Origin of the sequence: Thauera terpenica 58Eu (genome assembly GCF_000443165.1) — a bacterium.
GTDB lineage: Bacteria > Pseudomonadota > Gammaproteobacteria > Burkholderiales > Rhodocyclaceae > Thauera > Thauera terpenica.
Genome location: NZ_ATJV01000001.1, coordinates 311,191 through 332,745 on the forward strand (window position 1 = coordinate 311,191; position 21,555 = coordinate 332,745).

At 66.5% G+C, this 21,555-nt stretch carries 19 protein-coding genes; 5 read left to right on the forward strand and 14 right to left on the reverse strand.

Translation table 11 applies throughout. From position 1 onward, the window contains the following. Window positions 1-80 precede the first annotated feature (80 nt). On the forward strand, window positions 81-1,397 hold the full coding sequence (locus tag M622_RS22125) for an enoyl ACP reductase FabMG family protein (protein WP_021247737.1): 1,317 nt from the start codon (window positions 81-83) through the stop codon (window positions 1,395-1,397). Between the two features lie 79 nt (window positions 1,398-1,476). On the opposite strand, the gene M622_RS22130 is transcribed toward M622_RS22125, so the two are convergent. Both M622_RS22130 and M622_RS22135 read right to left on the reverse strand, forming a co-directional pair. Then, a complete protein-coding gene (locus M622_RS22130; protein WP_021247738.1) occupies window positions 1,477-2,862 on the reverse strand; it encodes a GTPase/DUF3482 domain-containing protein in 1,386 nt (461 codons plus the stop codon). After that, on the reverse strand, window positions 2,859-4,340 hold the full coding sequence (locus tag M622_RS22135) for a DUF2868 domain-containing protein (RefSeq protein WP_021247739.1): 1,482 nt from the start codon (window positions 4,338-4,340) through the stop codon (window positions 2,859-2,861). The genes M622_RS22130 and M622_RS22135 overlap by 4 nt, the downstream gene beginning before the upstream one ends. A gap of 195 nt (window positions 4,341-4,535) precedes the next feature. Here M622_RS22135 and M622_RS22140 point away from each other — a divergent pair, with 195 nt between their 5' ends. Continuing rightward, on the forward strand, window positions 4,536-5,012 hold the full coding sequence (locus M622_RS22140; protein WP_021247740.1) for a hypothetical protein: 477 nt from the start codon (window positions 4,536-4,538) through the stop codon (window positions 5,010-5,012). Window positions 5,013-5,096: 84 nt separating this feature from the next. Here M622_RS22140 and adeC read toward each other — a convergent pair whose 3' ends face one another. From adeC to M622_RS22155, 3 genes are read right to left on the reverse strand one after another with little or no spacing between them, the layout of a single operon-like run. Further along, entirely contained in the window at window positions 5,097-6,524 is a 1,428-nt protein-coding gene (gene adeC, locus M622_RS22145; RefSeq protein WP_021247741.1) for an AdeC/AdeK/OprM family multidrug efflux complex outer membrane factor, read from the reverse strand. Window position 6,525: 1 nt separating this feature from the next. Then, complete coding sequence (locus M622_RS22150) at window positions 6,526-9,690, reverse strand: efflux RND transporter permease subunit (protein WP_021247742.1); 3,165 nt, start codon at window positions 9,688-9,690, stop codon at window positions 6,526-6,528. 11 nt (window positions 9,691-9,701) lie between these two features. Beyond that, complete coding sequence (locus M622_RS22155; RefSeq protein WP_021247743.1) at window positions 9,702-10,901, reverse strand: efflux RND transporter periplasmic adaptor subunit; 1,200 nt, start codon at window positions 10,899-10,901, stop codon at window positions 9,702-9,704. A gap of 180 nt (window positions 10,902-11,081) precedes the next feature. Between M622_RS22155 and M622_RS22160 the strand changes: the two genes are divergently transcribed. Continuing rightward, window positions 11,082-11,693 carry a TetR/AcrR family transcriptional regulator gene (locus M622_RS22160; protein ID WP_021247744.1) on the forward strand — a complete coding sequence of 204 codons (612 nt, stop codon included), beginning with the start codon at window positions 11,082-11,084 and terminating at the stop codon, window positions 11,691-11,693. A 9-nt stretch (window positions 11,694-11,702) separates the two neighbouring features. On the opposite strand, the gene M622_RS22165 is transcribed toward M622_RS22160, so the two are convergent. The 8 genes from M622_RS22165 to M622_RS39540 form a co-directional block, all read right to left on the reverse strand. After that, window positions 11,703-12,986, reverse strand: coding sequence for a TRAP transporter large permease (locus M622_RS22165; protein WP_021247745.1), 1,284 nt, complete (start codon window positions 12,984-12,986; stop codon window positions 11,703-11,705). Continuing rightward, window positions 12,983-13,474: a TRAP transporter small permease gene (locus M622_RS22170; RefSeq protein ID WP_021247746.1), complete on the reverse strand. Its 492-nt coding sequence runs from the start codon at window positions 13,472-13,474 to the stop codon at window positions 12,983-12,985. The genes M622_RS22165 and M622_RS22170 overlap by 4 nt, the downstream gene beginning before the upstream one ends. A 95-nt stretch (window positions 13,475-13,569) precedes the next feature. After that, window positions 13,570-14,601 (reverse strand): DctP family TRAP transporter solute-binding subunit, encoded by a 1,032-nt coding sequence (locus tag M622_RS22175; protein WP_021247747.1) that lies wholly within the window; start codon window positions 14,599-14,601, stop codon window positions 13,570-13,572. Window positions 14,602-14,730: 129 nt separating this feature from the next. Then, complete coding sequence (locus tag M622_RS22180; protein WP_088178563.1) at window positions 14,731-15,633, reverse strand: alpha/beta hydrolase; 903 nt, start codon at window positions 15,631-15,633, stop codon at window positions 14,731-14,733. Between the two features lie 10 nt (window positions 15,634-15,643). Further along, on the reverse strand, window positions 15,644-16,192 hold the full coding sequence (locus tag M622_RS22185) for a redoxin domain-containing protein (protein ID WP_021247749.1): 549 nt from the start codon (window positions 16,190-16,192) through the stop codon (window positions 15,644-15,646). 37 nt (window positions 16,193-16,229) lie between these two features. Continuing rightward, window positions 16,230-17,858, reverse strand: a complete 1,629-nt coding sequence (locus tag M622_RS22190; protein ID WP_021247750.1) for a bifunctional aminoglycoside phosphotransferase/ATP-binding protein — start codon at window positions 17,856-17,858, stop codon at window positions 16,230-16,232. Window positions 17,859-17,995: 137 nt separating this feature from the next. Next, window positions 17,996-18,334, reverse strand: a complete 339-nt coding sequence (locus M622_RS22195; RefSeq protein ID WP_021247751.1) for a DUF5710 domain-containing protein — start codon at window positions 18,332-18,334, stop codon at window positions 17,996-17,998. Between the two features lie 137 nt (window positions 18,335-18,471). Further along, a complete protein-coding gene (locus M622_RS39540; protein WP_021247752.1) occupies window positions 18,472-18,987 on the reverse strand; it encodes a PepSY domain-containing protein in 516 nt (171 codons plus the stop codon). Window positions 18,988-19,238: 251 nt separating this feature from the next. On the opposite strand from M622_RS39540, the gene M622_RS22200 reads away from it, so the two are divergent. Beyond that, on the forward strand, window positions 19,239-20,276 hold the full coding sequence (locus M622_RS22200) for an alcohol dehydrogenase family protein (protein ID WP_021247753.1): 1,038 nt from the start codon (window positions 19,239-19,241) through the stop codon (window positions 20,274-20,276). Window positions 20,277-20,329: 53 nt separating this feature from the next. Further along, window positions 20,330-21,229, forward strand: a complete 900-nt coding sequence (locus tag M622_RS22205) for a DNA-3-methyladenine glycosylase family protein (protein ID WP_021247754.1) — start codon at window positions 20,330-20,332, stop codon at window positions 21,227-21,229. Window positions 21,230-21,331: 102 nt separating this feature from the next. Here the strand turns inward: M622_RS22205 and M622_RS22210 are convergent, their stop codons facing one another. Next, window positions 21,332-21,520 carry a hypothetical protein gene (locus M622_RS22210; protein ID WP_021247755.1) on the reverse strand — a complete coding sequence of 63 codons (189 nt, stop codon included), beginning with the start codon at window positions 21,518-21,520 and terminating at the stop codon, window positions 21,332-21,334. Between the last annotated feature and the right edge of the window lie 35 nt (window positions 21,521-21,555).

Here is a 21,555-nt window from a genome sequence, read left to right on the forward strand (position 1 = left end):
TCGCTGGCGGGACGCGCGCCCGCGCCGGGTACAATTGCGCCTACTTTTTCCTCGCACCAGCCCGGCTGGCAGACATCGACATGAATAGCCCGATCTCCCTCAAGCAACTTCCGCAAACGCAGCTCTTTGGCAAGAACGATGTATTCGTGCTGTTTGGCGAACTCTTCGGCCGCGGTTACGCCAGCGGCCTGGTCAATGAAGCGCGCAAGGCAGGCATGGACATCGTCGGCATCACGGTCGGCCGCCGCGACGAGAACAACGCGCTGCGCGCCTTGAACGCCGAGGAGCTCGCCGCCGCCGAAGCCAACCTGGGCGGGCGCATCATCAACCTGCCGCTGATGGCGGGCTTCGACATGGATGCACCGGCGGGCGAGCCCACTCCCACCGATCTGCTCAACAAGATGACGCTGAAGACCTGGGAGCAGGACAAGCTCGACTGGGCCCACATCGACACATGCCGCGCGCTCGGCACCCAGCGCTTCAAGGACGGCGTGACCCAGGTCATGAGCGAGCTCGAGGGCATGATCGGCGCCGGACGCAACGTCCTCTTCGCCCACACCATGGCGGGAGGCATCCCGCGCGCCAAGGTGTTCATGGTGATCGCCAACCGCATCTACAAAGGCCGCGGCGAGCGCTTCATGTCCTCGCAGAGCCTGCTCGACAGCGATCTGGGCAAGCTCATCCTGCAAAATTTCGACGAAGTCTCGGCCAACACCTTCGAACACCTCATCGCAGGCAGTGCCGCGCTGCGCGCGCGCATCGAGGCCGAGGGTGGCCAGGTGCGCTACACGGCCTACGGTTACCACGGCACCGAAGTCCTCATCGGCGACGATTACCAATGGCAGACCTACACCAACTACACCCAGGGCTACGCCAAGATGCGGCTCGAGCGCATCGCGCAAGCGGCCTGGGACAAGGGCATCAAGGCCACGGTGTACAACTGCCCGGAGATCCGCACCAACTCGACCGACGTCTTCGCTGGCGTCGAGCTGCCGCTGATCGCGCTGCTGCGCGCACTGAAGAAGGAAGGCGGCGGCGCCTGGGCCGAGGCCCAGTGGCAAGCCTGCCGCGCGCTGCTCGCCGAAGGCGTGACCCTGGAAGACGTGCTGCAGAAAATCGCAGACTTCCACGGCAGCGAGGTGATGCAGCCCTACCGCGACTTCGCCGCCTGGCCGATGCCCAACAGCCCGGCCCAGGCCGACCTGCAGATCGGCACCTCGGAGGCCATCGTCAACATGCACAAGGACCGCGGCGCGCTCACCACCGACCTGCTCAGCACCCTGGTGCTGGAAGCGACCGGCGCCCTGATGCTGCGCGAAAGCGCCGCCCCCAGCGGGCCGGTGCTGTGGCTCAACCACGATATCATCGCCCGCCAGTTGAACCAGATCCACGCCTGAGCCTGGCCACCGCGCCCGCCCCCGCACAGGGCTGGGCGCCACGGATTCCTGCTCAAGCCACCGTCCGCAAGCCGGACGCTCAGAGCAGCGCCGCACTGAGCTCATCGATCGCAGCCTCTCGCTCCTCGTCGCCGTCCTCGTCCACCCACTCGGGATGGGCGCGCGCCCTTGCCAGCGCAGCGGGCAGGCTACCCTTGCGCCAGCGCTCGGCCACCTGGGCGCCTTCGATGCCGGCATCGGCCATCGGCTCACCGACCTCGATCGGGCTCAAAGCCGCATGACCGCGCCCCTCCAGCGCCAGCAACAGCTGGCGCTGACGCAGCGCGACCAGGCGCAGGATGGCATCGTCCACGCTGAGTTCGCGGTGGCCACGCAGCTTGGCGGCGATGCGCTCACCGTAGTGGCCGAAGGTCTGCCACAGCCCGCCGGCAAGCGCCCCCAGCGCAGCGGCAGCGCCCAGGGTGAGGCCACCGGTCATGAGGTCTATGCCCACCCCGGCCGCGGCCCCTGCCGCCGCCCCGGAGGACAGGCGAATGCCCATCTGGCGCAGGGTTTCGGGGTTGAACAAGTCGTCGTCCCAGCGCCCTTCAGTGAGCGGCAGCGCGCTGGTGCGGGCATCGTCGGCGCGGAAGCGGTACAGGCTCAGCAAGGCCTCGACGCAGGCCTGCTCGCGCCGACGCACACTGGCGCGCAGGCCGTCGACCGCGGCCTGCAGCGCAGGCGCGGAGGCATCGCTCAGGTGCTCGCGCCGCGCCGCCAGTTCCAGCAGCAACTCGGCCACCAGGCGGCGCGCAGCGTGTCGACGCGCTTCAGCTTCGCGCACGCGCGCGTCGACCAGTCGCTGCAGCGCCGGGCGGTATGCATGCATCAAGGTGGCCAGGGTGTCGAACAGCTCGCGCTCGCCATCCAGGGCCGGCGCCACGCTATCGAAACTGACCGCCACGTGCAGGCTGAGGCGGGCGAGCGCAGCGCGCCAGTCATCGACGCGGGCGTCAGGCGAGGCAACGAAATTGAGCACCGGCAGCAAGGGCCGCGCACACGCCGCGAGCAGGGCGAGCTCATCGCGGTGCTTGGGCAATACCGGATCGCGCGCATCGACGACGTAGAGCGCGGCATCGCTGGCGAGCATCTGGCGCAAGACCTTGGCCTCCTGCTCAAAACGATCATGGGCCTCAGGCGCAGCGAGAAAGCGCGCGACACGGTCGGGGCCATCGATGCGCTCGCCGGCCAGCGCCAGGGTATCGACAAACTCGAGCAGGGCGATGGCGTCTTCCATGCCCGGCGTGTCGAACAACTCGATCGCCGGCTCGCCGTCGGCAAGCAGGCGCAAGCCTTCGACGTGGCGGGTGGTGCCCGCCGCATCCGAGACCTCACCAAAGGCCACATCGCGCGCCAGGGTGCGCAACAGGGAAGTCTTGCCGGTATTGGTGTGGCCGACGACGGCAACTCGCAGGATCTCGCTCATGGCCTGTGCTCCGCATCCTGGGCCAGCAGCCAGTCGCGCGCGGCGGAGGCGTCGAGCAGCAGCGCTTCGGGCGCGAAGCCAAGCCGCGCCAGGCCTTCACGCCACTGCGGCAGCCGGCTGGCAGCAGGCTGTTCAGGCCCGGGAGCGGCCGCCAGCGCCCAGACCCGAGTGTCGAGCGCATGCTCGACGAGCTCGGCGATGAGCCCGAGATTGCCGCGATCGGGGGTGCGGCGCGGGTCCACCGCGATCAGCAGCCGGCGCGGCGGGTGGGCGGAGAAGCGCTGCAGCGCCGCCCGGCGCTGCTCGCCGCTGTCGAGCCGACCCGCATCGCAGCGTACAAAATCCTCGTTGAGCGCGCCCGGATGCGCCCCGACCAGCTCAGGCACGGACGGTGGCCAGCTCAGGTCGGCACCCAGCTCGAGCGCGACCAGCGCTGCCGCGCCCGCACCTTCTGGCGTTACCGCCGGTCGCGGCAACCAGCCACTGCGTTTGTGCTCGGGGTCGCGCACGCCGATGCGTTCGCTCTCGGGCAAGAGCAGCGGGCGCAGGCGGGCATAGCCCGCGCGGCTCAGGTCCAGACGCAGGGCGCGCAGCGTGCTCAGCCACAGGCCAGCACACGCCGCCGCCAGCAGCACCCGCGGCAGCACGCCATACACCAGCAGCGCACCCAGCAGCCACCCTGCCCAGGCGCGCCGCCCGCCCTCCTGCAGCATGGGCGCATCACCGCTGGCCGCCACCGTGGCCGCGTCGGGCACCGGAAACCCGAGCGCGGCCGGCAGCCTGCCAAGCACCTCGGTCAGTGACACGAACACATCGGCAGGCAGGATGGTGGTCTCCCACACGAAGCCATAAAGACGGGTGGCGAGCAGCGTCACCACGCCCAACGCGGCACCCAGCAGCGCAAGCGCCCACAGGCCGTGGCTGACCGCGCCCAGCCCCCAGCTCGCCACCCGTCCCTGGCCCAGCAGGCTGCCCAGGGCCAGCGGCAGATCCGCAGCTGCCGGCGAACGATCGAAGGCCGACACCAGCCACAGCCACAGCCGACCCAAAGCACCCCCCGCATGCGGCCCGACGCGCGCGCGGCGCGCCTGCAGCACGGTGGCCAGCACCCACAGCAGCAGGCTCAAGAGATTGACCCCCAGCAGCCCGCCCAGCGCCCACACCACATTCACCGCGCGGCTGCCATCGCCCAGCACCCCGGCCGCGGCGCCAAAGCCCAACACCAAGGCCAGCACCGCAGCACCGCCCAGGGCCAGGCGCGCGCGCCCGTGCCAGCGCAGGATGGCAGCGCGCCAGCCCTCGCGTGCGCCGAGTTCGGTGGCACGCCGCAACACGCGGGTCTCGAAGTCAGGGGCGGCAGTGCGTGCAGCGACCAGCGCACTGCGGTCCTCGAGGGCACCGTGGCGCTCTTCGTGGCGACGCACCAGCTCTGCCAGCCAGCGTGCCTCGAAGGGGGAAAGGGCAATAGGATCAGTCAAGGTTGAACAGGCCAGATGGAGGGACCCGATTGCGGGCCATACGCTGACAGGATAACAAGCACCGCCGCTGAGCCGCATCCGGATCAGCGTTCGGTGTCACCTGCGGCGGGCATCAATGCTAACCTTTCCGCGTCGGGGGCTGGGCTGCACGGCGCCCCCCCGCTTCATTCAACCGACTCTGTTACGGAACTCCCCATGACCCGATCGCCCCGTCTTCTGCTCACCCTCTTGCTGGGCGCACTGTCCGTCGCCAGTCCCGCGCAGGCCGAGTCCATGTCCTGCCCCAGCCTCGCTGAGGCGGTACAGGTGGCGGCCTGCCCGAGCGAAGAAGAACTGCGCTACACCTTCCTCGGCTTCTGCGGCGATGGCGCCCGCCTGTATGGCGGTGACGTGCTGACCTGCGCCACCTTTGAAAACTATCGCGCCGCCAAGAACTATGCGCTGTGGGAGTCGGCTGACGGCCAGTTCAGTGGCTACCTGTCATGCAATGTGGCGGCGGACACCATTCATGCATCCAAAGCCCAGCGCATGCACGCGCAGCGCAAGGGCAACCTGTCGCGTCTGATCTGCGACTACGACAATGAGCACCGCCTGATCCATCGTACCAAGGCCATCTGCAAGGTTGAAGCCGAGGATTGCAGCGCCGGCGAGTGCCGCGCCGTGTGCGAATAAGCCCACTGAGCACAGCCGCAGGGCGCGTCCAGCGCCTGCACTGCGCTCAGGCGCTGTCGACCACAGGGGCGATCGCCCCTAGCCTCACTGCCAGCCGCCGCCGAGCACCTTGTACAGTGCGACGCGGTTGCTCGCATCGGACAGGCGCGCGGCGATCAGGGCCTGCTCGGAGACATACAGCGAACGCTGGGCGTCGAGCAGGCCGAGGTAGCTGTCGACACCGGCCTCGTAGCGCGCCTCGGAGAGCTCGAAGCTCCGCTTTGCCGCTTCCACCAGCTTGCGCTGTGCATCGAGCTGCTCGCCCAGGGTGGCGCGCTCGGCGAGCGCGTCGGCGACCTCGCGGAAAGCCGACTGGATCGTCTTCTCGTACTGCGCGACATTGATGTCGCGCTGGATTTCCGCGACGTCGAGGCTGGCCTGCAGCCGCCCGCCCTCGAAGATCGGCAGACGAATCTGCGGGATGAAGCTCCACACCCCTGAGCCGCCATCAAACAGTCCTCCGAGCGATGCACTCGCGCTGCCGACGTTGGCCGTCAGCGTGATGCTCGGAAAGAAGGCGGCGCGGGCAGCACCGATGTTGGCGTTGGCCGCACGCAGCGCGTATTCAGCCTGCACCACATCGGGGCGACGGGTAAGCACTTCGGACGGTACACCTGGCGGCAGTTCGACAACACTGACGAGCGCCTCATTCAGGTTCTCGGCACGCAATTCAGCCGGCACCCCGGCGCCGACCACCAGCGCCAGCGCATTCTCGTCCTGGGCAAGCATTGCAACATAGCGCGCCGCATCGGCACGGGCAGTTTGCAACAAGGTCTCGGCCTGGTGCAGATCAAGTGCCGACACCGCGCCGGCGTCGAAGCTGCGCTGGGTCAGATCAAGCGATTCCTTCCGCGTATCGAAGGTGCTGCGCGCCAGGGCGAGACGCTCGCGCGTGGCAGCCACTCGCAGCCAGTTGTTGGCGACTTCGGCAACCAGACTGATCTGGGCGCTGCGGCGGGCCTCTTCGGTGCCGAGATAGGTTTGCAACGCCTGCTGCTCAAGGCTGCGCACACGACCGAAAAAGTCCAGTTCGTAGGACGCAAAACCCAGGTTGGCGCTGTACTGACGGTTGACGCCCGAGTCGCCAGTGGGGCTGAGATCACCCGGCACGCGCTGCGCGCTCTGGCCCCCGCCGGCCGAAATCGAGGGGAACAGGTCAGCGCGCTGAATGCCGTACTGCGCCCGCGCACGTTCGATGTTGAGCGCGGCGATACGCAAATCCCGGTTGTTTTCCAGGGCCAGCGCAATCACCTCGCGCAAGCGCGCATCGACAAAGTAATCACGCCAGACGATGGTGTCGGCTGGCGCTTGCGCAGCGTTGGCAGGCCCAGCATCGACGGCCGCCGATTGCGGAAAACTCGCCGGTACGGGCGCCGCAGGGCGCTCAAAAGTCGGGATCATCGAGCAGGCACCCAGCGTGGTGGTGGCCAGCGCGAGTGCGAGCGTGCGTAAAGGGTGGCGGGGCAGTCTCATGTCAGTTGTCCTCCTGGACGATAGGCTTGTCAGCCGAGGTGGCGTCATCGGCAGGTGCGTCCGCGAAGATGCGCTTGATCACGACGTAGAACAATGGGACGTAAAAAATGCCGAGCAGCGTTGCCGCAATCGTGCCGCCCAGCACGCCGGTGCCGATCGCGTTCTGGCTGCCGGCGCCGGCGCCAGTTGCGCGTGCAAGTGGCAGCACCCCGAAACCAAAGGCCAGTGAAGTCATCAGAATGGGGCGCAGACGCAGCCGTACCGCCTTCAGCGTCGCCGCAATCAACTCCGTGCCAGCCTCCATTTCAGCCTTGGCGAATTCGACGATCAGAATCGCATTTTTGGACGACAAGCCGATCGTCGCCAACAGACCGACCTGGAAATAGATGTCGTTCGACAAACCGCGCCCGGTCGCGGCAAGCAACGCACCGAGCACGCCCAACGGCACCACCAGCATCACCGCAAACGGCACTGACCAGCTTTCGTACAGTGCGGCAAGACACAGAAACACCACCAGCAGCGACAGCGCATACAGCGCCGGCGCCTGGGAACCACTACGGCGCTCCTCATAGGACGTGCCCGACCACTCAAAGCCGATGCCTTGCGGCAACTTCGCCATGATCTCCTCGACTGCTGCCATCGCTTCGCCCGACGACAGGCCAGGCCCGGCCTGACCGAGGATTTCCATCGACGACTGGCCGTTGAAGCGCTCCAGACGCGGTGAGCCGTAGGTCCAGTGCGAACTGGCAAAGGCCGAGAACGGCACCATCTCGCCCGCCTTGTTACGCACGTACCACTTGTCGAGATCCTCTTGCGACATGCGCGCAGGCGCGTCGCCCTGCAGATACACCTTCTTGATCCGGCCCCGATCGAGGAAGTCATTGATATAGCTGCCGCCCCAGGCGGTGGCCAGCGTATCGTTGATATCGGCCACGCTCACGCCCAAGGCACCGGCGCGGGCATGATCGATATCGAGCTTGAGCTCGGCGACGTCCTCCTGGCCGTTCGGTCGCACGCCGGTGAGACGCTTGTCCTGTGCCGCCATGGCGAGAAACTGGTTGCGTGCGGCAAGCAGCGCCTGGTGGCCAAGCCCTGCCCTGTCCTGCATCTGCACGGTGAAGCCGCCTGAGGTGCCGAGTTCGATCACCGCCGGTGGCACGAAGGCAAACACCATCGCTTCACGGATCTGCGCATAGGCGGCCATCGCCCGGTCGGCGACCGACTGGACGTCGGTCCCGGGCGCGGTGCGCTCATCCCAGTGGCGCAGGTTCACGAAGGCAATGCCCATGTTCTGTCCACTGCCGCCGAAACTGAAGCCGGCCACGGTGAAGATGGCGCGCACGGTATCCTGCTCGTTTTCCAGGAAGTGGTTCTCGACTTTTTCCAGCACGGCCAGGGTGCGCTCCTGGGTTGCCCCCGCTGGCAGCACGATCTGGTTGAACATGACCCCTTGGTCTTCTTCCGGCAGAAAGGAAGTGGGCATTTTCAGGAACAGCAGCACCAGTACACCGACGATGGCGACATAGATGGCGATGAAGCGCAGGCTGCGCCTGGACATGCTGCCGACGGCCGACTCGTAGCGCCGCGTCGTACGGTCGAACTTGTGGTTGAACCAGCGGAAAAAACGGCCCAGAAATCCGCTTCCGCTGTGCGCCTGCCCCTTATCCACCGGCTTGAGCAAGGTTGCACACAGCGCCGGGGTGAATACGATCGCCACCACCACTGACAGCGCCATGGCGGAGACGATGGTGATGGAGAACTGGCGGTAGATGACGCCGGTCGAACCGCCAAAAAACGCCATCGGCACGAACACCGCCGACAGCACGAGACCGATGCCGATCAAGGCACCGGTGATCTGATCCATCGAGCGCTTGGCGGCCTCCTTTGGCGACAAGCCCTCGTCTGTCATCAAACGCTCGACGTTCTCGACCACCACGATCGCGTCATCCACCAGCAAACCGATCGCCAGCACCATGCCGAACATCGTCAGCGTATTGATGGAAAAACCGAAGGCCGCCATGAGGCCGAAGGTCCCCAGCAGCACCACCGGGATGGCCATCGTCGGGATCAGCGTGGCGCGCAGGTTCTGCAGGAACAGGTACATGACGAGGAAGACCAGCACCACGGCTTCGATCAGCGTGTACACCACCGACTCGATCGAGATCTTGACGAAGGGCGTGGTGTCGAAGGGCACGACGTAATCCACCCCGGCCGGGAAATAGGTTTTCATCTCGTCGAGCTTGGCGCGCACGGCCTCGGCAGTCTCGAGTGCATTTGCGCCCGCCGCGAGGCGAATACCCATGCCCGCGGAGGTGCGTCCATTGAAGCGCGCGACCGTGCCGTAGTTCTCGGCGCCGATCTCGACCCGCGCAACATCACGCAGGCGCACCTCGCCACCCTGTGCGCTGGTGCGCAAAAGAATGTCCTCGAACTGACCCACGGTTTGCAGCCGACTTTGCGCCGTGATCGTGGCGTTGAAGCCCTGGCCGGGCACGGCCGGTGTGCCACCGAGCTGTCCGGCCGAGACCTGTGCGTTCTGCGCCAGCAAGGCGGTGCGCACATCCCCGGGAGTCAAGCGGTAATTGGTCAGCCGCGCCGGATCCAGCCAGACCCGCATTGCATACTGTGCACCGAAAACCTGCACTTCCCCCACGCCTTCGACCCGCGACAGCGGATCCTGGATCGTGGACACAAGAAAGTCAGACAGATCGAAGCGGGTCTGATCATCGCCCGACGACACGAAGCCGATCACCATGAGGAAGTTGGCGCCCGACTTGGCGACGGTCACACCCTGCTGCTGCACGGCCTGCGGCAGCAGCGGAAGCGAAGTCTGGATCTTGTTCTGAACCTGCACCTGGGCGATATCGGGATCGGTGTCGGCAGAAAAGGTGAGCGTGGTCGAGGCGTTGCCGTAGGCATCGCTGGACGAGCTCATGTACAGCAGGCCGTCGAGACCGGTCATCTTCTGCTCGACGATCTGCGTTACCGAATCCTCCACCGCCTTCGCCGAAGCGCCCGGGTAGCGGGCACTGACGACGATCGCGGGCGGTGCGATGGAAGGGTACTGGGACACCGGCAGCTCGTGAATGGAGAGCGCGCCGGCCAGCATGATGACGATGGCGATGACCCACGCGAAGATGGGTCGGTCGATGAAGAAGTGGGCCATGGCGTGCTCCCTCAGTTCGCTGCGGGCGCAGCGGCGGGTGCGGCTGCCGTGGCCGGCGCACCCTGCACTTCTTCGGCTTGCACCGAGGCGCCAGGGCGTACTTTCTGCAAGCCTTCGACGATGATGCGCTCGCCCGGCTGCAGCCCATCGGTCACCACCCATTGCGAGTCGAGGGACTGAACGACCTGCACCGGACGCGCCTGCACCTTGTTTTCGGCATCGACCACCATCACCAGCGCCTTGCCGCGCGCATCGCGCATGAGCGCGGCATGCGGCACCAGGATGGCTTCACTGCGCACACCCTGCGGCAGCCGCGCGCGCACATACATGCCCGGCAGCAGATCACCCTTGGGGTTGGGGAATTTGGCGCGCAGCGTCACGCTGCCGGTGTTTTCGTCCACCGTCACCTCGGAGAACGCGAGCGAGCCCGCGCTGGCGTACTCGCTGCCGTCTTCCAGCACGAGGGTGACCGGCACCGCGGCCTTGGCCTCGCGCTGCAAGGTGCCCGCCGCGAGGTCACGCCGGATGCGCAACATGTCGGCGCTCGACTGCGTCAGGTCCACATAAATGGGATCGAGCTGCTGCACCGTCGCCAGGGCCGCCGCCTGGTTGGCGGTGACGAGCGCACCCTGGGTCACGCTGGAGCGGCCGATGCGTCCGGAAATGGGCGATTTCACCTGGGTGTGATCGAGGTCGATCCTGGTCTTGTCGAGCGCGGCCTTCGCCGCCGAAATATCGGCCTGCGCCAGTTGCAGCGCCGCCTGTGCATCATCGTTGGCCTGCTTGCTCACCGCCTGGATGCGCACCAGCCCGGCGTAGCGCTCGGCCGTCACCTTCGCCACCTGCAGGTTCGCCTCGGCGCGGGCGAGGTTGGCCTTTGCGCTGTCGTAAGCGGCCTGATAGGGCGCGGCATCGATGCGGTACAAGAGCTGCCCGGCGCGCACTTCGCTGCCTTCGGTGAACGCGCGCTGCTGCACGATGCCGCCGACCTGGGGGCGCAACTCGGCAATGAGGTAGGCCGTGGTACGGCCGGGCAACTCGGTCACCAAGGGCACCAGCGCGGACTGGACTGTCATCACCGTGACCACAGGCGCCGGCGGCGGACTCGCGGCGTGCGCAACGGCATGGTCCTTGTTGCCACAGCCTGCGAGCATGAAGATGCTCAGGAGAGCGGCAGCGGGGACGAGAAGCGGATTGCGGCGGGTGTGCATGGGGGAAAGCCTCTCGAAAAGGACGGCGCGCTCACATCCTGGGTTCGTGGCCCGGTGCAGGCTGCTACGTCTCTTGGAATGGTTATTCTAGATTGAACGCTCATTCTATGTTAGGATTTGCTGCAGTGCAAGATAAACGATTCGCTTCCGACTGCGCGTCTCAAGCCGGAGTTCCAGAGAATGAACACCCCCCCCGCCACTGATCCCTCCCGTGCCGAAGCTCGCCGCCAGCAGATCCTGAGCGCGGCGGCGCAGTGTTTCCGCGAGCACGGTTTTCATGCTGCCAGCATTTCACGGATCTCGCGCCTGGCGGGCATGAGTGCCGGGCACATCTATCACTACTTCGAGAACAAGGAAGCGATCATCGCCGCCATCGTGGAACAGGACCTCGAGAGCCTGTTGCAGATGACCGCAGAGCTGCGTGCCGCCTGCGACGTCCGCCAGGCGCTGATCGCCCGCGCCGCGCAGGGCGTGATCGAGCAACTCGACCCGCTGACCGCGGGGTTGAAGCTGGAAATCGTCGCCGAGGCTGCGCGCAACCCGCGCGTGGCCGAGATCGTGCGCAACGCCGACACCGCCAGCCGCAAGAGCCTGGGCGAGACGATCCGCATCGTGCGCCAGCGCGCCGGACACGAGGACGACGAAGAGGCCATTGCCGGCATGATCGAGGTGGTGGCGACCCTGTTCGAAGGCCTGCTGCTGCGCACCTTGCGCCACCCGCAGCTAGACCACGCCCAGCTCACCCTTCAGGTGCAGGCCGCGATCGAAAACGTGCTCGCCCAGCCGTCCTGAGGCGGGCGATCACAGATAGCCCAGCCGCCCCGGCAGCCACAACGCCAGCTGCGGAAACGCGATCGTCAGCGTCAGGCCGCCGCACATCGCCAGCACCAGCCAGATCACCCAGCGGAAGGTCTGTTCCATGCCGATGCCGGCGATGCGCGAGGTGATCATCAGCGAGATCGCCATCGGCGGCGTGAACTGACCGATGGCCAGATTGATCGTCATCATCACGCCGAACCACACCAGATCCCAGCCCATCGCGATTGCGATCGGCACCAGTAGCGGCAGCAGGATGAGGAAGATCGAGATCGCGTCGAGGAACATCCCGGCCCCGAGCAAGAGCAGGTTGATCGACAGCAGCATCAGCCATTCGCTGGAATGCAGGCCGATCAGGGATTTGGCCGCTGCATCGAAGATGCCCAGGGTGTTGCCCGCCCACGCGAACACCGAGGCGATGCCGATGATCATCAGCACCACCGCCGACAGTTCGCCGGCATCGACCAGCACGCGGAACAGGTCGCGGAACGAGATGCTGCGATACACCACCATGCCGACGAAGATGCCGTAGGCCACGGCCACCACCGCCGCCTCGGTGGGGGTGAACAGCCCGGTGCGCAGGCCGCCGAGGATGATGACCGGCGCCAGCAAGCCCCACACCGCATCGATCAGGCTCTTGCCCAGCGGCGGACGCTCGGCCTTGAAGTCGCGCCCGAAACCATACTTGCGACTGATGATGATGGCCGGCACCAGCAGACACAGCGCGGCGATCATGCCCGGGAACAGGCCGGCGGCGAAGAGCGCGGGCACGGTCGCGGCCGGCACCATGACGCTGTAGACGATGAAGGCCACCGAGGGCGGAATGACGATCGCGGTCGAGCCCGCAGCGGCGATCAGGCCGGCAGAAAAACCTTTCGGGTAGCCGCGCGCAATCATCGACGGCAGCATCACCGCCGCCACCGCCGCCGCATCGGCCGGGCCTGAGCCGGAGATGCCGCCCAGCAGCATGGACACCAGCACCGCCACCACCGCCAGCGAACCCGTCCATTCGCCGACCATCGCGGTGACGAAGCGCACCAGGCGGATCGCCACCCCCGAGCGCTCGAAGATCATGCCGGCGAGGATGAACATCGGAATGGCCAGCAGCGGGTACTTGGCGATGCCGGCGTAGATGTTGGTCGGCACTGCGAGCTGGTCGAAGCCGGCCATCGCCAGCACGGTCACGCTCGCCACGCCCAGCGCCACCGCCAGCGGCATGCCCGCCACCAGCGCCGCCAGAAAAAGAACGATGAGGACGGTACCGATCATGCCCGCCCCCGCACGCGGGTGAGGATCAGGCGCAGCACCAGCGCCACCGCCAGCACCGGCATCCACACCGTGTACCACCACTGCGGCACGCCCAGCGCGGGCGAGGTCTCCTCGAAGCGGTACTGGTCCCAGGTGAGCACGCCAGCATGAAAGGCGATGAAGGCGAACAAGCTGGCGGTGACGGCAAACGACAGCCACTCCAGCGCCGCGCGCCCGGCCGGCGGCAGCTTGTCGGCGAAGAAGCTCACGCGGATGTGGCGATCGAAGGCGAAGGCCGCCGACGAGCCCACAAAGGACAGCACGATCAGCAGCGCGATCGAGAATTCCTCGGTGGCGGCAAAGGACTGCGAGGTGAAGTAACGCGCCAGCACGTTGCCGAAGCTGATCAGCACGATCAGGCCCATGACGACGCCGGACAGGGTCTGTTCGAGGGTGTAAGGGGCGGAGCGCACAGCGCTGTCGTCCTCGTGCGGCGGTTCGATGCTCATGGGGTCCAACTTTCTGTCAGCGTAAAAATGTCAGCATAAAAAAAGCCGGGCAGGCCGCGTACGGCGCTGCCCGGCCAGCTTGCGGCGCGTGGAGCTCAGCGCTTGGCGATGTCTTCTTCGGCCTGCTTCACCAGATCAGCGCCCACTTTCTCTGCCCACTCCTTGTAGACACCGGCCGTCGCCGTGCGGAAAGCATCGCGCTCGGCGTCGCTCAGGCGCACGACGGCAACCCCGTTGGCCTCGATTTCCTTCAGCAGCTTGTCATCGTCGGCCGAAATGCCGGCGCGAGCGCGGGCGATCTCCTCCTTGGCCGCCTGCTGCGCGGCCGCGGTCACGGCCTCGCGGTCGGCTTCGGTCCAGGAGTTCCACACCTTCTTGTTGACCACGAAGATCAGCGGATCGGCGACATAGCCCCACAGCGTGAGGTGCTTCTGGTCGACGGTGTGCAGCTTGGCGGCATTGAACACCGCAAGCGGGTTCTCCTGGCCATCGACCGCGCCGGTCGCCATTGCCGGCTGGGCGTCGGCCCAGCTCATCTGCGTCGGATTGGCGCCGAGGGCGTTGAAGGTGGCAAGAAACAGCGGCGAACCCACCACGCGCATCTTCATGCCCGTTAGGTCGGTGGGCGTGCGGATCGGCTTCTTCGAGTTCGACACTTCACGGAAGCCGTTCTCGCCCCAGGCCAGCGGCACCACGTCACGCTCGGCCAGCATCTCGAACATCTGCCTGCCGACGCGGCCCTGGGTGAGCGCGTCGATCGCCTTGTGGTCGGGCATCAGGAAGGGCAGCGCGAACAGGTTGAGCTCCTTCACCTGCGGCGACCAGTTGATGGTGGAGCCGACCGCCATGTCGATGATGCCCTGGCGCAGCGCGGTGAATTCCTTGGTCTGGTCGCCCGATACCAGCGAGGTGCCCGGATAGACCTTGATCTTGATGCGGCCCTCGGTCTTCTCGGCGACCAGATCGGCCCAGCGCTTGGCGCCCCAGCCCCAAGGGAAGGCCTCGCCGAGCACGGTCGACAGCTTGTATTCGTCCTGATACGGCTGGGCCGAAGCCGGCATCGCCAGGCCAAGTGCGGCCGACGTGACCAAGCCGGCGAGAAGGGCGGTGAAGCGGCGTTTTTGCATGAGACGTCTCCGTTGCTGACGGTGATTCGAGACGCGCGGCGGCGAACGCAGCGCAAGAGGAGGGGCAATTCTACAAACCAGGGGGCCTGCGGACCAGCGCAATATCACCGCATGTCCCGGATCAAGCCTTCAATGCCGCGCCAGCGCGCGCTGCAGAAAGCCCGTGAGCTGATCGATATGCCCTTCCAGATCGGCGAAAGAGTCGTGATTGCCCGCTATCGTCATCAACTCCACCGGGGTGTCGCCGCGCGCGGCGTATATCTGCCGTGCCTCAACGATCGGCACCACCTCGTCGTCCTCGCCATGCACCAGCAGGACAGGCCGCCGGATGCGCGCGATGGTGGTGAGCGGTGCAATGTCATCGAAGCGGTGACCGATGGTCTTCTGCACGTAGTCGAGGATGTAGCGCCCCAATGGGCGCTCGGGCAGGCGCTTGGCCGCCAGCAAGCGCCGCATCATCGCCACCGGGTGGGAAAAGGCGGCAACGCTCACCACCGCTGCGACTTGCGGCGTGCGCGAAGCGGCGAACAGCACCGCCCCCGCGCCCACCGAGTGCCCGAGCAGGGCGATGCGCTGCGGATCGATCCCGGGCTGGGCGGCCAGCCAGGCGAAAGCGTGCTCGGCGTCCTCGGCAAAGCGCGGCAAGGAGGTGAAGCGGTCGTCATCACTTGCGCCATGGCAGCGCGTGTCGATGAACAGCGCGGCAAAGCCGGCTTCATGCAGCGGCCTCGCCAACGGCAACATCATCGCCGCATTGCCACCCCAGCCGTGCACGACGACGACCGCCGCCTGCGGCCTATCCCGCTCTTGCTCCTGCTGCGGCGCGCGGATCAACCAGGCGTGCAGCTGCCGTGCATTCGCGGTCGCGATGCGCACCTCTTCCGCCTTCAGCCCGAGTGCCGCAGGAGAACTGTCATTCGCCACCCGTGGCGCCGCCAGGCCCTTGCGAATGCCCCAGTGCAGCAACGCCCGACTACCTGCCAGGCTGGCGACACCGGCGGCAAAGGCGGCAAGGAAGCCGCTGGTGAAGATCATCGCGGCTTCAGCCGAACAGCCCGGCCCACCACAGGCGGGCACGGATGCCCCACGCGGTGGTGTAGCCCACCGCGACCGAGCGGATCAGACCTTCACGGTCGAGTACGACGAAAGCCGGCACACCACGCAGGCCATAGCGGGCGGCGATGCTGCCGTCGGCATCAACCGCCGTCGCCCAAGCCAGATCCTTGGCCGCCAGGTAGTTCGCCACCGCAGCCTGATCGCCCGACTGCATCGCTACTGTGAGCACCGGCCAGTCCGCCTGCACGCCGTCCATGCTGGCTTGCTGCGCGGAGCAGATGCCGCACCAGTCGGCCCAGAAATACACCCCCACCGGACCATCAGGATGGCGCTCGCGCCACTCGGCCAGGCTCAGCTGCCCGCCGCTGGCGGCCGGTGCAGAAAATGCCGGCGCTGCACCGTCGGGCACATGCCGGGTCTGTACCCAGTGCATGCCGAGCACGATCGCCACCACAAACACCGCGTCGCGCCGGTAACGGCGCCAGCGCGAGGGTTTTGAAATCGACGAGGTGGTGGTGGAGTCTGCTTCGGACATGGCGGGCAATTCACCTCATCAGAGAGAGCGTAAGGGCTCAGCCACCCGGACGCGGGTCCGCGCTCGACCCAGCCGCGGGCCACAGCGCGCTCAAGGCCGCCGCCAGGGCCTGCCAGTCCGGCGCCGAACGTGTATCGATGTGCAGCGTACGTGCAAGTTCCCCGGCATCGAGCGCCTCGCGCGTCCTGCACTGGCTGTCGAGCACGGCGAGATCGGCTTCGGAAGCATCGGTTCCAGCCTGCGCGCGCTGGCGCACGCGCTCGCGCAAGAGCTCCAGCGGCGCATCGAAGGCCAGGATCACGAACGGCACGCCGAGCTCCTCGGCCAGCGCGGCAAAATCCTGACGCTGGGCGCGCTTGAGAAAACTCGCATCCACCAGCACCGCATGGCCCGCCTCCAGCACCGCGCGCGCCAGCTCTGCCAGTCGGGCGTAGGTGCGGATGCTGGCCTCGGCGGTGTACAGCCCGGCGTCCACGCCCGAGCCGCTGCGTGCTTCCGGCGCGAGCCCGAACAAGCGCTTGCGCTCGACATCGGCGCGCACCCGGATCACTCCGTGCGACTCCAGCAGCGGCTGCGACTGGCTGGTCTTGCCCGCCCCCGACAAGCCGCTGGCAATCAACAAGGCCGGCGCCGGCGCGCGCATCTGCGCGGCAGCAAGCGCGAGATAGCGCCCACACTCGTCCAGGCATTGCGCACGCGCCTCGCCCTCGAGCTGGGAAGCGCGGATGGCGCCGATCTTGGCGCGCACCATCGCCCGGTAGCTCAGGTAATAGGGCAGCACCCGCAGCCCGGCGTAGTCGCCACTGCGCTCCAGCCAGGCATTCAGGAAGCGCCCGCCAAGCGCGGTCTCACCCCGTGCCTGCAGATCCATGACCAGAAAGGCCACATCGGCGATGACGTCGGTCCAGCGCAATTCGGCACTGAACTCGATCGCATCGAACAGCCGCGCCTCGCCATCGAGCACGACCAGGTTGCCCAGATGCATGTCGCCGTGGCATTCACGCACCCGACCCTCGGCAAGTCGGGCATCAAAGGTCGATGCGAGCGCGGCGAACTGCGCGGTCGCCCAGGCTTCCACGCGCGCGAGCTCGGCGAGCAGGGCCGGATCCTGCACACGCTCGCGGATCTGGTCGAAATTCTGCTGCACTGGCGCATGCACCGCAGTCGCGCCGCCAAAGCGCCCACCGGGCTGCGCGACCGCGGCCGCGGCGTGGAAATCGGCCACGTGGCGTGCCAGGCGATCAAACAGCGTGGGCTCGAGCTGCCCCGCCGCAAGCAGGTTGGAGAACAGCCCGGCCTGGTCGAAGCGGCGCATGCGCACCAGATAATCGACCAGCGTGGCCTGCGCAGTGTCCGCGCCAGCGCCCTCCCCTGCCGCAGCGACCCTGATCCCCTGCGCTGTGCGCCACACCGGCACCACCGCGAGGTAGACCTCGGGCAAGGTGCGCTGATTGAGGCGCAACTCGTCCTCGCAGGCCACGCGCCGCCGCTCCAGGGTGCTGAAATCCAGAAAACCCAGGTCGAGCGGCTTCTTCAGCTTCCACGCGTACTCACCCGCAAGCAGCACCCAGGAGACATGCGTCTCGATCAGTTCCACGCCGCCCGCCGAGTCCGGCAGCACGCCCGGCTGCATCAGCGCGTGCATGAGTTGGTCGTCAATGTTCATCTGTCTTGTCCCTATTAAGATCGGCCCATCTTAGCCGAGACGGGTCGGGCCGCCCGACCACAGGGCACACCGACTCCAGCGCGGCGCGCACACCCAGTGCCGAGCGAGCCAAACTCCTCACCCTTGCTCACCCTCGATCAGGAAACACCTGGCAGCGCGGTGGCACGACACTTGTCGCACACCTCCCACGGCAGGCACTCGCACACACGCGCATGTTCGACGTAATGCCGGCCACGCTCGAAGGCGGTGGACGCATCCCGGTCCGGCGCCGGCGTGCGCTGCGCGCTGGGTGCAGAACGCTTGCTGGCAGCGGCGGACGTGGCGACGCCGACCTGAGGCGACGGCGACCAGCGCGCGAAGGGCGCGAGGTCTTCCTTGTCCTGGATGTACCACAGCTTCTTGCCCGCATCCCAGCGCGCACCCAGCTTCTTGGCCTCGTCCTTCTCCGCGAAGGGAACCTTCAGATTGAACCTCATGGCGTTTCCACAGCGGGCAATGCAGGCATTGCGGGCCGGCATTATAAACGCGCAAAACATGGCCCCCGGTGCCAAGGCAGCGGGGGCCAATGCAAGAGCGCGACGGGCGCCGACCGGATCGGCGCCCGCCTTGCCGCTCAGAAGCTGCGCAGAACCTTGGTGTTGATGACGTCGCCGCTGAACGGATCGACATCGATCTTCACGCGCTGGCCTTGCGCATCGGTGGCTTCCATCTCGTAGCCGTCGCGCTCGCGCTCGATCTCCACGAGCTGGCTATAGCCGGAGGCTTCGACCTTGACTTGTGCCTGATGCAAGGTCAGCCAGGTGGCCTGGTGGGTGTCGGTATCCCCGGCCTTGTCACGCTTGACCTTGGTCTTGAGCACATCGCCGGTGAAGGGATCGACATCGATCTTCACCAGACGCCCTTGCGCATCGACCGCCTTGATCTCGTATTTGTCGTGATCACGCTCGAGCTCGGAGAGGTCGCGATAGCCCATGGCTTCGACCTTGAGCTGGACTTCATGCACGCTGAGCCAGGGGGCCTGGGTGTTGCCGGCGATGTTGCTCTGAGCCATGACCGGGGCAAGGGCCGCTCCGCCGGCGACAATGACGGCGCTGAGGGCGAGGGTGGTGATGAGAGTTTGGGCACGCATGATGGTTTCTCCTGTTGCAGTTGCTATGGCTGCGGCCTTTGCTTCGACCGTGGAGCCATGTTGCGCCGGGAGAGCTGAACGCATGCTGAACGCAAAATCGCCGATGTACGGGCGGCTGCAGCGGAGGCACCCAGCATTGACTGAGGGCCGGAGGGCGCGCAAGGTGTTCCCGGCGAGATCACCGTCTCGTGGGCGCCTTGCTCTTACACCTCTCTGTGGGACCCGACCCAATGACTGCTCTCCCCTTGCACATGAAGGGCATACAACTCACCGGGCACGGCGGACCAGACAAGCTCGTGTTTCGCGACGACATACCGGCGCCCACACCCGGGCCGCGCGATGTGCTGATCAAGGTCAGTGCTGCAGGCGTGAACAACACCGACATCAACACCCGTATCGGCTGGTATTCCAAAACCGATGGTGACCGCAGCGACGCCAGCTGGAGCGGCGAAGGTCTTCACTTTCCGCGAATCCAGGGCGCGGATGCCTGTGGCAAGGTGCTTGCCGTGGGAGCGCAATCAGACCCCCGCCTGCTGCACAAACGGGTGCTGATCGAGCCTTGCCTTCAGGAGGCCGATGGCAAAGCGCTGGACCGGCCCTGGTACTTCGGATCCGAATGCGACGGCGGCTTTGCCGAATACACGGTGGTCGCCGCGCGGCATGCACATGCAATCGACAGTGCGCTGAGCGATGTGGAGCTGGCCTCCTTTCCCTGCTCTTACTCCACAGCGGAAAACATGCTGACGCGAAGCAGCGTGAGCGCAAGCGACGTTGTGCTGATCACGGGCGCTTCGGGCGGCGTGGGTTCGGCTGCCATTCAACTGGCGAAAGCACGCGGAGCGCGGGTGATTGCCGTCACCTCACCATCAAAGGCGGAGGCATTGCTGGCCTTGGGTGCAGACCGGACGCTGGATCGGAACGATGATCTGGCGCAGGCATTGGGCAAAGACAGCGTGGATGTGGTGATCGACCTCGTGGCGGGTCCGCCATGGCCCAGCCTGCTCGATGTGCTCAAGCCGTTTGGCCGTTACGCCGTCGCCGGCGCCATCGGCGGCCCGATGGTGACACTGGATGTGCGAACGCTTTACCTCAAGGATCTGAGTCTGTTCGGATGCACGGTGCTGGGCGAAACCGTATTTTCGAACCTGGTCCGGCGCATCGAGGCTGGCGACATCAAGCCACTCGTTGCCCAAACGTTTCGGCTCGATCAGATTCGCGACGCGCAAACGCAGTTCGAGACCAAGGCACACATTGGAAAACTGGTGATCACGATAGACACCGCCCGCTGAGTCAATCAAGCCGCTGGCAGCGCATGCGTCGCGCCCCATCCCGAGTACCCCCAATGCCCACCCTTTTGTCCTACACCCTCACCCTGCCGCCCGCCTTCCGCCCCGGCGACATTCTCGCCTTCCACCGCCGCGACGCGCAGGAAGTCGCCGAGGCGGTACGTGAGGCGTCCTTGCGCAAGGGTCTGGTCTGGAACGGACTTCCGGGGTGCCTGGAGTTGCACTTCCAGTCAGGTCGGGCGGACGCTACATTGACGATAGACGGCGCGGCGGGCGCGGGGTGCGCGGCACGCCTCGAAGCCATAGTGCAGCGCATGCTGGGTCTGACCCAGGACATCGAAGCCTTCGAACACCAGCATCGCCACCACCCGCAGGTGGGCGCGTTGATCGCCCGCCAGACGGGCTTGCGTGTGGCGCTCGCGGCGACGCCGTTCGAGGCCTTGACCTGGGCGGTCGCCGGGCAGCAGATCAGCCTGGGCGCGGCAGTTTCGCTGCGGCGCAAGCTGATTCTGGCGACGGGCGTGCGCCACTCGTCCGGCCTCATGTGCTACCCGGACGCGGAGCGGATCAAGGCGCTGTCGATGGATAGCTTGCGCGCCGCGGGCTTTTCCGCCGCCAAGGCGAACACCTTGCTCACCCTCGCCCGCCTGGTGGCGGACGGCGAGTTGCCGCTCGACGCATGGCTGCAGACGCTCCCGGTCGACGCCATCCGCGAACAGCTGTTGAGCGTGCGCGGCATCGGCCCGTGGACGGTCGCTTACGCGCTGTTGCGCGGTTTCGGCTGGATGGACGGTTCACTGCATGGCGATGCGGCCGTGCGCCGAAACCTGCAGACCGTGCTGGGTGTGGAGGAGAAGATCAGCGAGAACGATGCGCGCGCCTGGCTCGCCGCGTTCTCGCCGTGGCGCGCGCTGCTTGCCGCGCACCTGTGGGCGCAAAGTGCCGCAGCTCCGTGACGGATCGCCTTCACCGCGCGTTGGACTGCAGCGTGATCCATCACGAGAAAACGATTCAAGCGGACCCTGCCAGCGACTGTATCGACCAGATCAGTCGCGGCATCAGATGTGCGCTCGGGGCGGCTCCACTTCGTTACCAAGCTCCAGTTCGCCCAGCCAGACATCCGCCTCGGCGCCAGTGACATGCAGTCCCGTGCTCTGATAATGTTCCCAAGCGTCGAGCGCTTCCTTGCGGACGACCTCGCGCTGCTCTTCCCGTGTCACATACCGTTCCATGGCCTCGCCCATCATCAGCACACCGGACGACGGTGCGGGTCAACCAGCTT